This is a genomic window from Mesorhizobium dulcispinae, from assembly GCF_033977345.1.
In the GTDB taxonomy this organism is placed as follows: Bacteria; Pseudomonadota; Alphaproteobacteria; order Rhizobiales; family Rhizobiaceae; genus Mesorhizobium; species Mesorhizobium dulcispinae.
The window spans coordinates 1-13,848 of sequence record NZ_JAVIIY010000010.1; the positions used below are offsets into that span (position 1 = coordinate 1).

The 13,848-nt window shown below is 63.2% G+C and carries 17 protein-coding genes and 1 pseudogene; 12 read left to right on the plus strand and 6 right to left on the minus strand.

The features are described 5' to 3' along the window. Positions 1 to 174: 174 nt before the first annotated feature. Positions 175 to 1,429, minus strand: a pseudogene (gene dinB, locus RFN30_RS20875) (DNA polymerase IV). A gap of 212 nt (positions 1,430 to 1,641) precedes the next feature. Next, positions 1,642 to 2,022, minus strand: coding sequence for a cupin domain-containing protein (locus RFN30_RS20880; RefSeq protein WP_320263976.1), 381 nt, complete (start codon positions 2,020 to 2,022; stop codon positions 1,642 to 1,644). Between the two features lie 394 nt (positions 2,023 to 2,416). Between RFN30_RS20880 and RFN30_RS20885 the strand changes: the two genes are divergently transcribed. From RFN30_RS20885 to RFN30_RS20895, 3 genes are all read left to right on the plus strand, one after another. Next, positions 2,417 to 2,608, plus strand: coding sequence for a hypothetical protein (locus RFN30_RS20885; RefSeq protein WP_320263977.1), 192 nt, complete (start codon positions 2,417 to 2,419; stop codon positions 2,606 to 2,608). A 355-nt stretch (positions 2,609 to 2,963) separates the two neighbouring features. Further along, positions 2,964 to 3,152, plus strand: a complete 189-nt coding sequence (locus tag RFN30_RS20890) for a polymerase (RefSeq protein ID WP_320263978.1) — start codon at positions 2,964 to 2,966, stop codon at positions 3,150 to 3,152. Positions 3,153 to 3,230: 78 nt separating this feature from the next. Then, entirely contained in the window at positions 3,231 to 3,467 is a 237-nt protein-coding gene (locus tag RFN30_RS20895; protein WP_320263979.1) for a hypothetical protein, read from the plus strand. 101 nt (positions 3,468 to 3,568) lie between these two features. Here RFN30_RS20895 and RFN30_RS20900 read toward each other — a convergent pair whose 3' ends face one another. Beyond that, a complete protein-coding gene (locus RFN30_RS20900) occupies positions 3,569 to 4,786 on the minus strand; it encodes a pilus assembly protein TadG-related protein (protein ID WP_320263980.1) in 1,218 nt (405 codons plus the stop codon). A 248-nt stretch (positions 4,787 to 5,034) separates the two neighbouring features. Here RFN30_RS20900 and RFN30_RS20905 point away from each other — a divergent pair, with 248 nt between their 5' ends. From RFN30_RS20905 to RFN30_RS20930, 6 genes are all read left to right on the plus strand, one after another. After that, positions 5,035 to 6,315, plus strand: a complete 1,281-nt coding sequence (locus tag RFN30_RS20905; RefSeq protein ID WP_320263981.1) for a TadE/TadG family type IV pilus assembly protein — start codon at positions 5,035 to 5,037, stop codon at positions 6,313 to 6,315. 4 nt (positions 6,316 to 6,319) lie between these two features. Next, on the plus strand, positions 6,320 to 6,760 hold the full coding sequence (locus tag RFN30_RS20910) for a TadE/TadG family type IV pilus assembly protein (protein ID WP_320263982.1): 441 nt from the start codon (positions 6,320 to 6,322) through the stop codon (positions 6,758 to 6,760). After that, entirely contained in the window at positions 6,750 to 7,160 is a 411-nt protein-coding gene (locus tag RFN30_RS20915; protein ID WP_320263983.1) for a TadE/TadG family type IV pilus assembly protein, read from the plus strand. Before RFN30_RS20910 ends, RFN30_RS20915 begins: the two co-directional genes overlap by 11 nt. Positions 7,161 to 7,663: 503 nt before the next feature. Continuing rightward, entirely contained in the window at positions 7,664 to 8,449 is a 786-nt protein-coding gene (locus RFN30_RS20920) for a hypothetical protein (protein WP_320263984.1), read from the plus strand. A 202-nt stretch (positions 8,450 to 8,651) separates the two neighbouring features. Further along, a complete protein-coding gene (locus RFN30_RS20925; protein ID WP_320263985.1) occupies positions 8,652 to 8,972 on the plus strand; it encodes a hypothetical protein in 321 nt (106 codons plus the stop codon). A 31-nt stretch (positions 8,973 to 9,003) separates the two neighbouring features. After that, positions 9,004 to 9,411 (plus strand): hypothetical protein, encoded by a 408-nt coding sequence (locus tag RFN30_RS20930; protein WP_320263986.1) that lies wholly within the window; start codon positions 9,004 to 9,006, stop codon positions 9,409 to 9,411. 334 nt (positions 9,412 to 9,745) lie between these two features. Here RFN30_RS20930 and RFN30_RS20935 read toward each other — a convergent pair whose 3' ends face one another. Together RFN30_RS20935 and RFN30_RS20940 are read right to left on the minus strand one after the other, a co-directional pair. Continuing rightward, a complete protein-coding gene (locus RFN30_RS20935) occupies positions 9,746 to 10,015 on the minus strand; it encodes an exopolysaccharide production repressor protein (protein ID WP_320264238.1) in 270 nt (89 codons plus the stop codon). 640 nt (positions 10,016 to 10,655) lie between these two features. Beyond that, the gene (locus tag RFN30_RS20940) at positions 10,656 to 11,540 is read right to left on the minus strand and encodes a DUF1236 domain-containing protein (RefSeq protein ID WP_320263987.1); all 885 of its coding nucleotides are present in this window, start codon (positions 11,538 to 11,540) and stop codon (positions 10,656 to 10,658) included. A 219-nt stretch (positions 11,541 to 11,759) separates the two neighbouring features. Between RFN30_RS20940 and RFN30_RS20945 the strand changes: the two genes are divergently transcribed. Beyond that, the gene (locus tag RFN30_RS20945) at positions 11,760 to 12,059 is read left to right on the plus strand and encodes a DUF1236 domain-containing protein (protein ID WP_320263988.1); all 300 of its coding nucleotides are present in this window, start codon (positions 11,760 to 11,762) and stop codon (positions 12,057 to 12,059) included. Between the two features lie 236 nt (positions 12,060 to 12,295). Then, positions 12,296 to 12,523: a hypothetical protein gene (locus tag RFN30_RS20950; protein WP_320263989.1), complete on the plus strand. Its 228-nt coding sequence runs from the start codon at positions 12,296 to 12,298 to the stop codon at positions 12,521 to 12,523. A 430-nt stretch (positions 12,524 to 12,953) separates the two neighbouring features. On the opposite strand, the gene RFN30_RS20955 is transcribed toward RFN30_RS20950, so the two are convergent. After that, complete coding sequence (locus tag RFN30_RS20955) at positions 12,954 to 13,313, minus strand: DUF982 domain-containing protein (protein WP_320263990.1); 360 nt, start codon at positions 13,311 to 13,313, stop codon at positions 12,954 to 12,956. Positions 13,314 to 13,519: 206 nt separating this feature from the next. Between RFN30_RS20955 and RFN30_RS20960 the strand changes: the two genes are divergently transcribed. Then, entirely contained in the window at positions 13,520 to 13,819 is a 300-nt protein-coding gene (locus tag RFN30_RS20960; RefSeq protein WP_320263991.1) for a DUF1236 domain-containing protein, read from the plus strand. Positions 13,820 to 13,848: the final 29 nt, after the last annotated feature.

Consider the following 13,848-nt stretch of genomic DNA (forward strand, 5'->3'; position numbering starts at 1 on the left):
CGTCATGCGAAAGATCGTCGTCACCCTAAATGCCAGGCTCCGGGACGCCATGATTCCTCAGAGTTGATGACGAAGACGATAGGCGGCGCTCCTAAGCCTCTGTTCTACCGGACACCTCCCTCGCAGGGGTCCCCAAAGTGGGGAGATTGGGCAGTTGCTCCGCCCCAGCCTCCCTCACAATTCCTTCTCCGCCAGCTCCCTGAACGCATCCGGCACCGAGCGCGCGGCTTCCAGCGCCACGGTGCCGTAGCCGACGGCCTCCTTGCCGAAGCGCCGGCGGATCTTGTCGATCGCGCGGTCGGCGCCGAAGCGGGCGAGGCCTTTGCGGCTGCCGGGCTTCAGCTTCTCATCCGCCAAGCCGAGCGGCAGCTCGAGCTGCAGTTCGGCATGCTCTTCCAGATGCGAGACCGAGATCGCCAGCAGCGAGATTTCCCTTTCCCCCGGATGGGGTGGCGAGCACGCCGCGCACCAGCTCTTCCGCGATCTCGGCGAGCATCGTCGTGGCCTGGATTGGCTGTTCCAGCGTCACCGAGCGGGTGACAGCGCGCATGTCGGCGAAGCGTACGCGCACCGTCACGGTGCGGCCGGGCCGGTCCTTGGCGCGCAGGCGGCTGGCGACGCGGTCGGCGAGATGCAGGAGCGTCGGCACGAAGACGCTGGGCAGCGCCGGCTTGCGGCCGAGCGCCGATTGCGCGCCGGCGGAATGGGCGCGGCGATGCGTCTCCAGCCGGCGCGGGTCGCGGTTCCAGGCGAGCGCCGCGAGCTTCTGGCCGGCGGCGTGGCCGATCAGCCGCTCCAGCGCGCCGCTATGCGTGCGCGCCAACTGCCCGATGGTCTCGACGCCGATCTCGGCGAGCCTGGCCTTGGTCGCCGGACCGACGCCCCACATCAGCGAGACCGGTAAATCGTGCAGGAAGGACAGCTCGGTGCCGGGCTCGACCACCACCAGCCCGTCGGGTTTGGCCACCTGCGAGGCGATCTTGGCGAGATGCTTCGTCCGCGCCATGCCGATCGAGATCGGCAAGCCGAGCTCGGCCTTCACGCGGCTGCGGATTTTCCTGGCGATCTCCTCCGGCGGTCCGAACAGATGCGTGCAGCCGGCGACATCGGCGAAGGCCTCGTCGATCGAGATGCGCTCGACCAGCGGCGTGAAATCGTCGAGCACCTTGATCGCGGCGTCGCCGAGACGCTGGTATTCGCTGAAGCGCCCGCCGACGAAGATGAGCTGCGGGCAAAGCTCGCGCGCCTTGCGGCCGGGCATGCCGCCGCGCACGCCAAAGACCTTCGCCTCATAGGAGGCGGCGAGCACCACGCCGCCGCCGACCGCGATCGGCTTGCCGCGCAGCGACGGGTCGAGCAACTGCTCGACCGAGGCGTAGAAGGCGTCGAGATCGGCATGCAGGATGGTGGCGGATGACGCGGCGTTCATGGCGGGCATCGCGCGCTCCCATCTCCGGCCGATACCGCGCCGCAGCATTAGTAAGAACTTTTGTATGAGGTGTTTGCTGGAACATAAAGAGAACAAAACCAGTCTCTTGTCAAGCCGCCGCGCTGGACATGAGAACGTTTACAACCTCGTGCAACCGAGGCGTTCGGAGGTGGTTGCGCGGATAATCCCCGTCGAGGGGAGATCGGCGGTTGCTATGCCGGTTTGGCGTATTGCTCGGCGCTGAGCACTTCGATGCACTGGAACGGCTGATTGCCTTCCACCCAAGCGTCATGGCCGGGCGGAATTGTGTAGGACGTGCCGGCCTCGAAGGTCTTCTGCGTCCCGTCGTTCATGCGCACGGTGATGGTCCCGGACACGACGTAGCCGACATGCGAGACCTGGCAGCTTTCGGTCTTGACCACTGGCTTCACGCATTCGGACCATTTCCAGCCCGGCTCCATGTTGAGCCGCCCGATCGTGTAGCCCGGCAGCCGCACCACTTCGACGCGCGTCTTGGCGGGCGAGCGGACCTCGTCGGGATCGTTGTGCGACTTGGATTCGAGTTTGGTGACGTTCATTGGCGCTTCGGCCATGGCATCCTCCCATCTTCCAAGCGGAGCCTGACGCGCGGTCGTCGGTGACCGCCGTCTGTTTCATACGCCTTTTATTGAGTGACTGCTAATTTAATTGCCGGGCGCGGCAGGAAATCGATTTTGCCACGCAACGGCTATTGCAGGCACGACATGCCGGTGATTTGCTGTTCCAAGCGTTGGCACGACGATGGTTGAGGGACCATCCGTTCTCGCCCCAAAAGGGAGAATTCGATGAATCCTCGGCAACCTGTCCGGACGATCTCGTCGCCGCCGTCGCGATCCCCAACCCGGACAATTTCGAGCTCGCTCAAATGCGCGCCGCATGCTCGGCGGGCGAAGCCGTGGCGGGGACAGCTAGGCCGGAGGCAATCAAACTAAAAAAGGGAGGAAACCGATGCTTCATCAGGCTGTCAAAACGGAAACCCGTCCGCCGCTCGCGTCAGGGCGCCGCACCCCGCCGGCGCTTCGCCAGTGTTGCGACAACTATATCTGTCCGGTCTGCGAGCAAGTCGTCGAACTGACGGATTTTCGCCAGGTCGTCTGGCATCAAAGGCCGGGCCATCAGCCAATGGAAATGGACGACTGAGCGGCCCCCGGCGCGAAAAAAGGGCCCGCGTCTTCCAAAGGAGTGCGCGGGCCGAAGCTGGAGTAGCCATTCGACGAACGCGCTGCCGGGCAACTGGTTGCGCCTGGTCGAAACGATCGACCGCCGCCGGCGGGCAGAGCCAAGCGAGCGGTTCGGGCTACGGTCCAGGCGCGGTGGGACTGAAGTCTTACCTTGCAACGCAGAGGCCCGAGCGGCCGGATTTCTGGAAACAAGTGCGCCGGCCATTCATTGCTTCACAGGCCGTCGAGCAAAGTCCCTTCATCGGCGGCTGACAACGGAGGGCCCGCCATCTCCTGCGATGTGGCGGGCACCTCTATCAGCAATTCCAGGAAAAGTGCGCGGCGCCGGCGTCTTCCTCGCCTTCGGCAGACCGCTCTGGCCGGAACGCCGGGCCGAGATCGTGGTCCCATTCACGGTCGATGCGACCACGACCGGCTCCGAGCGCGGCGCCTGCTTCGAGCCTTGCCTGCCGCTCCGCTTCGATCTCAAGCGCGCGCCGCCCAGGCCGTCGTCGAAATCGTGACCGCAACGACTCCAAGCGGAACCCGCCGCCCGCCACGCCGTTGATTCCCACGAAGGGATGCTGCGGGCGGAGGCCGCCATGGACAGCTTCGAACTCATCGATCTTATCTGCGTCGTCGATGCCTGCGCGAGCGACCGCGCGGCCGGGCGCCTCGTCTCGATGTCGAGAGCCGTCGAGGAACTGCGTGTCTTGACCGGCGACTTCGTCTCGTCGGACGAAGACGCTGCGAATGCCTTGAGCCAGGTGGCGCTGGAGCGCGGGTGCGCGGTGCTCTTCGACGAACAGGCGGGTGCCGATATCGTCGGCGAACTGTGATCTACGCCTCGTCGCCAAAGGCGGCAGAGGGGGTCGCCTCGAAGTGAGACGACCCCCTCTGGCCATCTCCCCTCAACGGGGAGAGTGGCGCCCCCGCCATCTCACTTCACCAGCGTGATCATCCTGCCGGCATACATCTCGCGGTTGCCGAGCTCGGCCGCGCAGTCCGACTTCACCGCCGAGTTCCCGGTCATTTCGACAGTTTTGCCGACCAGCCGCAGGCAACTGCCTTGCGCGTTCATATCGGAATTGCCGGCGTAGGAAATCGGCCCGTCAGGCGCGTAGATGAAGCCGCTCACCAGCGAGCCGGCCCCGCCGTTCAGCGTCAGCGCTTGTATGTTGCCGTGATCCTGGAAGATGGTGATGCCGGCATAAGGACCGCTGGTCGGCGGGGAGAGATTCACCTGTTCATTGGCGTTGATGTAGATCTGCGAGCCTTCCATCAGGAAGATCGTCACGTCCTGGCCGGTGAGGCTGCCATTGCCGCCGGGCTTTATGGTGACGTTGCGCAGGATGTAGGTGCCCGGGCTGAGCGTGATCTTTCCCGACCAGGTCTTGTCGCAATAGGTGCCGGGCGACAGCGTGATCGTCTTGCCATTGGGCATCGACTGGCAAAGCCCGTAGGGAGGCGGGGTGACGTTGGCCAGCGGATCGAAGGACGCGTATTGGTTTTCGAGCGGCGCGCCGCACGAAAGTGTGGCGTTGGGCGGCGTCATTCCCGAGGTCGAGCCGACCGTCGAGACGCATGCGGCGCTGACGATCGCAGAGCCGCCGCGGTTGACGGCGGCAGCCGCGTCCGAGTTGGCGGCGATCACGCAGCCGTTCATCGCGACATTGGTCGAGCCCTGCAGGTTGACGGCAGAGCCCACATGCGGATCGAGCGCGAGCACGCACGCCTGCGCTCCGGGCTTGACCTTCACGGAGGCGGAGCGGATCGCTTGCCAGGCGGGCGCGCCGCTGACGAAAGCCGGGCGGTTGATGCTGGACGACAGCGAGATGGTGTAGGCGCTGGGATCGCCGCTGGCCGTTGCCTGAAAGGCGTCGAGGCTGCCCGAATATTCCCCGGCGTCGGCGGCGCTCATATTGGCCGCGAAGAAAGTCAGGCCGAGCTGCCGCACATCGCCGGACGACATGCTCGGCTGGTACTTCGTGCCCACCGCGAGTCCTGCCGCGTCCAGCGAGTTCTGCAGTTGCGCGGCGTCGTCGCTTGTGCCCACCACGTCGACGGCGCCGGCCACGACGAGCATCAGCGGCACCATGGCGATCGCGGTCGCCAGCGCGAAATTGCCGCGCGTCGAAGCCCAGAACCGTCTAATCATGGCAGCGCCCTCGCCGGAAACCACGAAGAAATACCCCAGCCGCCTCTACGACCGATTTCCGAAAAAGATAAAATGCAGCAAATGCTAAAATCGCTGATTTATCCGTATCTTGACCTTAGGTCTTACGTGGATTGGGACCTAAGTCTGAGTGACTGCGGCGCAGGGCGGTAAATACGCGCTCAGGGGTCTGAAAATCGCAAGTCGAGGAAAAAAATTAGCCATTCGTTTATTGCCGGGTGCTGAACGTGATGGCTGGGATAGCTTGGGCGCGCTCGGCCATGGCCTCATTCGGTCTAATCTTCAGGTATTTCGTTTGCCGTCGCCTGCGAAGCGGCGAGGGCGGCAATGTCGCCATCATCTTCGCGCTCACCTTGCCCATTGTCGTCGGCGGGGCGGGGCTCGGCGTCGAGACCTCCTACTGGTACTATTCGAGCCTGAAGCTGCAGGCGACGGCTGACGCCTCCGCCTATGCCGGCGCGCTGGAGAAGATCGCGGGATCCGACACCGCGGCGATCACGACGGCCGCCACCCAGTCGGCGACCGATAACGGGCTGGGTACCGGCACCATAGTTGTCCACACCCCGCCCACCTCGGGACCGAACACGGCCAACAAGGCGGTCGAGGTGATCCTCAACCAGAACCTGGACCGGGTGTTCACCTCCATCTTCAGTCAGAGCAAGGTGCCGGAGCAGGCGAGGGCGGTGGCGCTGATCACCGATGGCGCCTATGGCTGCATGGAGGCGCTCAATCCGTCGGCCTCGCAGGCGGTGCTCTTCTCCGGCAGCACCACCGTCAAGCTCAGCGGCTGCGTCATCGCGTCGAATTCTATCGCCGACGATGCCATCAAGACCCAGGGCTCGGCGTCGCTCAAAGCCGACTGCCTGGTTTCGGTCGGCGGCATGGTGCTCAACAATCCAGTCACCACGGTCTGTAAGTCTCCGATTACCAAGTCCTTGCCTGTGGCCGATCCGTTCTCCAGCCTGCCGACGCCCGCGGCCTCGAGCCAGTGCTCGAAAGTCAACGGCAGCAAAACGTCGCAAACACTCCAGGCCGGCACCTACTGCAACGGCATGGACCTCAAGGGCAATGTCGCGCTTTCTTCCGGTACCTATGTCGTGCAGGGCGATTTCAAGATCAACGCCGGTGCGGTCGTCACCTGCGCCACACCCTGCACCGGCGTGACCATCTACATGGCCGGCAGCAACACTGTCAGCATGAACGGCAACGCCACGGTGACGCTGAGCGCGCCGACCTCGGGCACCTATTCCGGCGTGCTGTTCTACGGCGACAGAACGGGGACCACGGCGCAGAGCACCTTCAACGGCACCGCGGACTCGCTTTTGACCGGGGCCATCTACTTCCCCAGGCAGCAGGTCAACTATCTTGGCAATTTCTCCGGCGTCAACGGCTGCACGCAGGTCGTTGCCGACACGATCCAGTGGTCGGGCAATTCGACCATCAATCAGGACTGCACCAGCCTCGGGATGAAGAACCTCCCGGCGGCCCCGTCGATTGCGATCGTCGAGTAGCGGCATGGGACCATTCGCGATCCGCTTCCGCAAGAACCGCTCCGGCGCCGCCGCTGTGGAATTCGCGCTGGTGCTGCCGGTGCTGTGCACCGCGCTCTTCGGCATCGCCGATGGCTGGTCCTATGTCACCAGCTCGATGGCGATGCGCGCCGGCGTGAAGACGGCGGCAAACCTGCTGCTGGCCGGCGCGAGCGACGATACTGCCGTCCAGGCCGCCGCGCTCGCGAGCTGGGAGAAGAAACCTGCCGATGCCGCGATCGCGGTGACCCGCACCTACAAGTGCGGTACGACCGTGGTCACTTCGACCACCATCTGCACGGGCCAGAAGTTGCCCTCGGTCTTCGTCCAGATCCAGGCGTCGGGCACCTGGGTTCCGCCTTTCACCTTCGGCCCCTTCCCAAACAACACCGCGCTCGGCCATCAGCAGGTGATCCGTGTCCGCTAGACAGAGAGTGAAGGCGTTTGCCGGCAATGCCTCCGGCGGAGCCGCGATTGAATTCGCGCTGATCGTACCTTTCCTGATCATGCTCCTGTTCGGCATCTTCGCCTTCGGCTGGTCGATGAACAGCGAGTCCAGCGTGCGCTACGCGCTGGAGGCCTCCGCGCGCTCGCTGCAGCTCGACAACACGATGACCCAGGCCCAGATCCAGGCAATCGCGACAAAGAGGCTGCAGGCGCTCGGCCTGAAGGACGTCAATGTCACGATCACCACCGATCCGCCGAGCGGCGGCTTCAAGATGGCGCATGTCAACGCCAGCTACGCCTTTGTCATCAGCTTCCCGTATTTCAGCGATTTTCCGATCAACTACTCCACCACCGTTAACGTGCCGCTGATCGGCAGCTAGAGCAGTTCCAGCAAAAGTGTGAGCGGCTTTCCACCCGGAATCGCACGAAGCAAAGAGCAGGTTCGGGGAAGATATAGATTAGTATATAACGGCGGCCGTCCCTGGATTGCGCGAAGACAACCGTTTGCGCGCCCGCGCGCTCTGGCGCCAGCGCCTCTCCTGTCCGTCGCTCGAAACCGGCGCGGCCCTTATTGCGAAAACCAATGCATAAACAAGGATCTCGCCTTGCTTGACCGACGCAGGCTGCAGTGCGTTGGGCCCATGGTCCGATGGGGCATGGGCCTTCATTGTTTCGTAGGGTGTACTTAGCACCAGTCCTTTTTTTTACGTAACAATTTCAACAGGTTAATGTAGAGTCTCGGTCGATGCCGGGATTGTTTCCCTGGTTTGCTCCCTTGTCGCGACGGTATTTGTCTAAAAGTTACTCCAAGCCGTTAGGGAATTCTCATATGAGGCAGCCTAGCGGTTGGGCAGTGGTGGCGATTCACCTGCGGAGAAACACGATGACGATCCGAAAGACACTTCTGGCTTCACTGGCCATTCTGGCGCTCGCGGCTGCTCCGGCGCTTGCCGGGGCCGGTGGCAACGGTGGCGGCCATGGCGGCGGCAATCATGGCGGCGGCAACGGCAATGGCGGCGGTAACGGTGGTGGCAACGGCGGCGGCAAGGGCAACAGCAGCGCCTCGCACGGCAAGGCATCGGCTCCGGGCCAGGTGGCGAAGTCGCAGGACGACACGACCGACGACATCACGGATGAAACGGCCGCGACGCCCAAGGAAAAGAACATCCATGCCAAGCTTGGCCGGCTGAACTCGCTCCAGCGCAACATCAACGCCTACATGAATTCCAAGAGCAAGAAGTTCGCAGGCGTCCAGGCTTATGTGACGCAGGCGGCTGCGGCCAAGAACGCGCAGGCCAAGCTCGACGCGGCGAACGCCAAGCTGGCCGCCGACCAGGCCACGCTTGACGGGCTCAATCAGCAGCTCGCCGACCTGAATGCGACTGACACAACCGGCTTCACGCCCGAACAGCAGGCGGCTCTCGACGCGCAGATCGCCGACGTGCAGGCGCAGATCGACGCGCAGAACACGGCAATCGCCGATGACACCCAAGCGGTCGCGGATGCACAGGCCGCGGTTGACAATACACCTGCCCCCGATGATGCCTCGCTCGACGCCGCCCTGCAGGACATGGCCAACAAGCCGGTCGACCAGGAGGTGACGGACTGGGCCAAGGGCGTGCTGGCCGGCAAGATCGACCAGGCCGCCGCGGCGACATCCACGCCGTAAGGCGATCGTAACCTCCCAGAAGGTGAACTGCCATGCCGCCGGGCCTTAGCCCGGCGGCATTTTCGTTGGTGACATCGATCTCCCCTTGTAGGCCTGGGATCGGCGGTCCGCCGCCTCACGCCGATTTCAGCCGAATTTCAGCCGGGCATCACGCCGGCAGACGGGGCTTCGGGCAGCATGGCCGAAAAGGAAGGAGCACATCATGGCGGACATGCAAGGCGCGCAGCACTGGAACGAGAACAATTCCCGCAGTTTTCTCGACTATGGGCGCTATTTCGTTCCCGAACGCGAACGCCAGATCGACATGATCGCCGACCTTATCCCTGCCGCGCCGGGCGGGCTGCTGGTCGAGTTTTGCTCCGGCGAGGGCTTGCTCAGCCGTACCTTGTGGGGGAGATGCCCGCCAGGGCACAAGGGGGGCGCTGTTCCGCCGGCGTTGAATGGTTCATCCACACCAAAACCCGCCTTCGCCCTCAGTGCGTCGTGGCTAATATGCCTTGCGGCGTGTAGACTTCGGGGGTGAGGGTTTCACTGGGCATTGGGAGGACAGCAACATGCCACGGGTTTCCGAACTTTTCTTCAAGACGGCCATCGTCTTTCTCATTCTGGGCATAGCTGCCGGGCTGCAGATGGCGATTTCGGGCGATCACGGCGCCTTCCCGGCGCATGCCCACATCAACCTTCTCGGCTGGGTCACCAGCGCGATCTTCGGCGGTTACTACGCGCTCAATCCGGCCAAGGCCGAGCGCCGCATCGCCATGATCCATTACGGCCTCTATACGGTCGGCATCGTGATCATGCTGCCGGCGCTCTACTGGATGCTGGCGGCGGGCCGTCCGGAGATCGAGCCGGTCGTGGCGATAGGCTCGTTGATCGTCGCCGCCGCGGTGCTGGTCTTTGGCTTCGTCGTCTTCTCGTCAACGGAGACGGTGCGCTCGGCCACGGCCGCCCCAGCGCGCTGACCAGCATAGCGCCGCGCCGGCAAGCGCGTCGTCCGAACTCGTTTCGGCACGACGCGCTTTCGGTTCGGGTGCACCTATCCGCCGTTGCTTCGGTAGAGCCGCCACGACGTCTGGAGTTAAGCGTGGCATCCGGCCGTCGTCATCCGAGGCGGAGCAGGAGCGAAGCTCCGTCGCGGACACCCTCCATGCCGTTACCTTAGCCGAAGAGCGCCGCGGCGCAGAATTCTGCACCGTAGCCGCATTCTGATGTAAGGGTCTGGGGTCTGCGCCGCGTCGCTTCGCTCCAGGATGACGAAGCGATGGCGTTTCGGCCGAACTCTGAGGCGGACGATCGCTACGGCAGCAGCTTCGGGAACAGCCGCGAGATCAGCGCGTAGACGATGCCGTCCCGCTCGAACGGGCCTGGCAGCTTGGCGGGGGCGCCGGCGTCGGTCGCCTTGCTCTCGTCCGTCACCCGGCTTTCTATTTGCACAAGCCACAGCACGGCCACGAAGTAGCCTGCCTGCAGCACCACGCCTGCCAGGAACGTCCAGCCCAGCGACTCCCAGACCGACCCGGTGGACGCGTAGGTCCATCCGAGGACCACCAGGAGCGTTGCCGTCATTCCCACAAGAAACTGCGGAAAATACATTTGCCCAACCGAGCGCCGTGACCGCATCCGGTCCCGACGATCTCGCCCATTTCTCTACCCGTCCCGACCCTTGCACTTTTTCCGGGTGGATCGCAAGACTTCAGGGAGCCTCCCGGCCATAGGTCTTAGTGCCGTCGGGACCTGCGGTCCGGGACCTCCGACACAGGAACCAAGCCGAGGCCGATCCGTTCCCTTCCATCACGTTAATCAGGAGGAACTGATGGACCGCAGCGTCTATGAGGCGCGGTGGCTTCTCGCGCCTGTTTTCGGCCTCTGCATCGTCTTCGCGGCTGCCGGAATCCTGCTCGGCTAATGTCGCCCAAAAGTGCGCAGCGGTTTTGTGAGAACGACATGCATCAAAACAAAGCCTTAAAGCGCGTCGCCTGAATTCGCTTCAGCGCGACGCGCCTAGAGTCTCAACCATCCCGCAATCCCCGCACGACCGCCGAGAACGTCCCTTCATCGGCGGGAGGCCAACCCCCGCTGCTTTCTTGCGAAGGCGGTGGGGTTTGGATCTATGAAGCCTGTTCCATTGCGAATTCCGCGCCGCGAAAAATGACCCGCCATGCCTTGCGGCGCGGCGGGCCTCCTCCTGGCGGAAATGCTGTCCGGATCAGGCCTCCAGGATCGCCACGATCTCGTAGGTGTCCGGATCGACGATGATGATGCGTCCGTCGGCCAGCACGAAGTAGTCGAAGTCCTCATAGGCCGGGACGATCTTGACGATGCGGGCCGGCACTCGATGCAGGCGGATCTTATGCCGCGGAATCTCCACGCCGACCGAGATGTCGAAGTCGACCCTCGCAACCGGCTGGACGTGGGTCTCGTGGATGATCTGCGTGATCTGCGTCTTCTGCTCGACCGTCACATTGGCGATCGATGCCGTCTTGTTCTGATCGGTCTGGACGTTGGTACCCTGAGCGTTCTGCTCGGTGGTGGTACCGGTCTTGCCCTGGGCTTTCTGCTGGGTCTGCATCTTGGTCGTGCCCTGGGCGTTTTGCTCGGTGGCTGTACCGGTCTTGCTCTGGGCATTCTGCTCGGTGGTCGTGCCGGTCTTGCCCTGAGCATTCTGCTCAGTGGTCTTCATCTTGGTCTTGCCCTGGGCCTGTTCCTTTGTGCCCTTCGGGCAGTTAGCCATGCCGGTCTTGCACTTGGCCGTACCCTGAGCCTGCTCTTCGGTGTTGGTGCCGGCCTGGCCCTGGGCCTGCTCTTCGGTCTTCATCTTGGTCTTGCCCTGAGCCTGCTCATTGGTCTGCACCTTGGCCTTGCCTTGAGCCTGTTCCTCGCTGTTGGCGCCAGCCTTGCCCTGGGCATTCTGCTCGGTCTTCATCTTCATCTTGCCCTGGGCCTGCTCGCCAGCCTTGCCACCCTTCTGACAGTCGGCCTGGCCGGCGACACAGTTGTTGTCGCCGCTCGGCTGTGCGGACTCAGTCTGCGCCATCGCGGCGCCGCAACCGACGCCGAGCGCGATCATGCTCGTGATAAGCAGATACTTCATTGGATTCCTCCTCGGAAAGCCGGTCCCTTCACTCGGATAACCCGGGCTGAAAAGCATTGTTCCGAAATGTTTTGCGAAGCCGCGATGACGTTATGGGAGAGCGCGCCCGAAATTTTTGCAGGAACAAGGCGCGGTCACCGGCGTTTGGCCAGAGCCGACCGGCTGTGAAAAATCGCAGGCGCAGCGGAGGAGGCGACTTATCCGCAAAAGGAGACGATCATGAAAATGCACCTGACCACAGCCGCCGCGGGTCTACTGCTTCTCGCCGGTGTGGGCGCCGCGGCCGCCCAGGACGTCATCATCCAGCCTGAGCAGGAGACGGTGATCCGCGAATATGTGCACAAGCAGCCGCTGGCCTCGATAAAGGTTCCGGGCGTCGAGCTGAGCGTCGGCAGCACCCTTCCGGACACGGTCGAGCTACATGAAGTGCCGAGCGTCAAATATCGCTACGTCGTCGTCGATAACCAGACGGTCATTGTCGACCCCGGCACCCGCAGAATCGTCGAGGTGCTTCAGTAAAAACGGCCGCTAATGTCGGCCGGCAAACCGAAATGACCCGTCGCGCGCGTTGCGACCGGCGGGTCATAACCCAGTATTATTTTGTTACCATACGCTAACGGAACCTTCCGTCCGGGTGCGCGTTGCCGCCTCTGGGTCCGCGTTGCCTCATAAGCAACATAAGCCATTGGCATGATGCAGATGCGGATTCGGGCGGCGGCAAACAGGCATGGGCTGGGGGAGGAGGACTGACCAACATGTCGAAACGAGAAATCGGAACATCCCGCTCGCTCGGGATGCGCGTAGCCGATCTCAGGGCCAGGATGCGGGACGCCCGGATCACCGAACACGAAATGAAGACCTTTCAAAAGGTCGCGGCCATCATGGGGGGCGGCGAGGGCTCCCTACGCATCGATGCGGACGACCTGATTGCCGCATCCTTCGTCACCGAGGCACTCAGCGAATCGTCGCCTAACCGACAGTAGCCTTCCCCCGCCATCCGATGTCGGCCGGCTGCCGTCCAGCGCGTGGGCGGCAGTAAGCGGCGATGCGCGGGCGCCGCACCAGTGCCGGCAAAGCCTTTGGTCGGACGCCCGCCGATCGAACAGCGCCGGGTTGCCGCGCACAACCAAACCGAGCGGCCTCCTCGATCGATCGAAAGCCAGATCGCGCTCAAGGTGATGAGCCTTTCGGACAGGGCATAATCGACGCTCATGAGCTATCGATAGAGCTTGAAAGGGTAGGCTGCCGTAAAACTGGCCTTGCTGGGTAGTGCGGCTTGCAATCCTGTGTCGCCTAGAAAGCAAGCCGGGCTATTCAGCCTCTATCGCGCGCTTTTGCAGGGACCGCGCACGGCAGGCTTTCCGGTTTCCCTAACGGGCGCAATGATATCTGCGATCTTCCAAAGCTCGTCCGTCACGCCAGCGGCCATTGCCGACGCGACTGCTGCTGACCTGCGCGCCTGATCCTGCCGCGCCTGATCTTGGCCTCGCGCAGCGCCGTCACCGGGTCGACGCCGGTCCACAGGATGCCGGCCTTCTCCGCGAAGGCGAGGAAGGCCTGCCGTGCTGCCCCTAGTTTTATCCCTCCAGCCCATGCCGCCTCGCAGGCCTGCATCGCCGCGGCATGACAGTCGCCCCGCATCGCCTCCGGCCATTCCTTGAGGAAATTCTGCATCGCCCCCAGGGAGGCGATCTCGCGCTTGAACCCAGCCCCGACTGCGATCGCCACCGGCGTGCGCAGTGGCATGTCGCTTGTGACGTGAACTTCATTCATGGCGGGCCTTCCGCTTGTCGAATTGTTCAATTCAAACAATGCGAAGTCGCCCCGGCGGTTCCCGCCGAGAAAAATCAATTAGCCGCCGCGGAGGGAACAACAGCCTTCCGCAGGCGTTTGCCCCGCGAGCTCCTATGTTCGATCTGCCGATGTTTCCGCTCAGGCGGAGGCGGTGCGGAGCTCGCCAACGCAACAGGAGACTTATGATGAAAACCACCCTCATTCCTGCTGTCGCCGGCCTGGCTCTGATGGCCGGTATCGGCTTTGCGGCTGCGGACGAGGTGATCGTCACCCCTGAGCAGCAGACCGTTGTGAAGGAATATGTCCACAAGCATCCTGTGGCCTCGGTCAATATTCTAGGCCTCGAGCTCGGCATAGGCTCCACGGTGCCGGATACGGTTGAATTGCAGACGGTGCCGGACGTTCAGTACAGGTACACTGTCGTCAACGACCATACGGTTCTTGTCGACCCTGGCACACGCAGAGTGATACAGGTTATCGAGTAATCTTTGTGCTTACGAGCCCCGATCCTCCC

Excerpts from the sequence above, each read along its gene's own strand:
- RFN30_RS20880 (WP_320263976.1), bottom strand. The coding sequence starts at position 2,022 with ATGGCCGAAGCGCCAATGAACGTCACCAAACTCGAATCCAAGTCGCAC.
- RFN30_RS20885 (WP_320263977.1), top strand. The coding sequence starts at position 2,417 with ATGCTTCATCAGGCTGTCAAAACGGAAACCCGTCCGCCGCTCGCGTCA.
- RFN30_RS20895 (WP_320263979.1), top strand. The coding sequence starts at position 3,231 with ATGGACAGCTTCGAACTCATCGATCTTATCTGCGTCGTCGATGCCTGC.
- RFN30_RS20900 (WP_320263980.1), bottom strand. The coding sequence starts at position 4,786 with ATGATTAGACGGTTCTGGGCTTCGACGCGCGGCAATTTCGCGCTGGCG.
- RFN30_RS20905 (WP_320263981.1), top strand. The coding sequence starts at position 5,035 with ATGGCTGGGATAGCTTGGGCGCGCTCGGCCATGGCCTCATTCGGTCTA.
- RFN30_RS20910 (WP_320263982.1), top strand. The coding sequence starts at position 6,320 with ATGGGACCATTCGCGATCCGCTTCCGCAAGAACCGCTCCGGCGCCGCC.
- RFN30_RS20920 (WP_320263984.1), top strand. The coding sequence starts at position 7,664 with ATGACGATCCGAAAGACACTTCTGGCTTCACTGGCCATTCTGGCGCTC.
- RFN30_RS20925 (WP_320263985.1), top strand. The coding sequence starts at position 8,652 with ATGGCGGACATGCAAGGCGCGCAGCACTGGAACGAGAACAATTCCCGC.
- RFN30_RS20930 (WP_320263986.1), top strand. The coding sequence starts at position 9,004 with ATGCCACGGGTTTCCGAACTTTTCTTCAAGACGGCCATCGTCTTTCTC.
- RFN30_RS20935 (WP_320264238.1), bottom strand. The coding sequence starts at position 10,015 with ATGACGGCAACGCTCCTGGTGGTCCTCGGATGGACCTACGCGTCCACC.
- RFN30_RS20940 (WP_320263987.1), bottom strand. The coding sequence starts at position 11,540 with ATGAAGTATCTGCTTATCACGAGCATGATCGCGCTCGGCGTCGGTTGC.
- RFN30_RS20945 (WP_320263988.1), top strand. The coding sequence starts at position 11,760 with ATGAAAATGCACCTGACCACAGCCGCCGCGGGTCTACTGCTTCTCGCC.
- RFN30_RS20950 (WP_320263989.1), top strand. The coding sequence starts at position 12,296 with ATGTCGAAACGAGAAATCGGAACATCCCGCTCGCTCGGGATGCGCGTA.
- RFN30_RS20955 (WP_320263990.1), bottom strand. The coding sequence starts at position 13,313 with ATGAATGAAGTTCACGTCACAAGCGACATGCCACTGCGCACGCCGGTG.
- RFN30_RS20960 (WP_320263991.1), top strand. The coding sequence starts at position 13,520 with ATGAAAACCACCCTCATTCCTGCTGTCGCCGGCCTGGCTCTGATGGCC.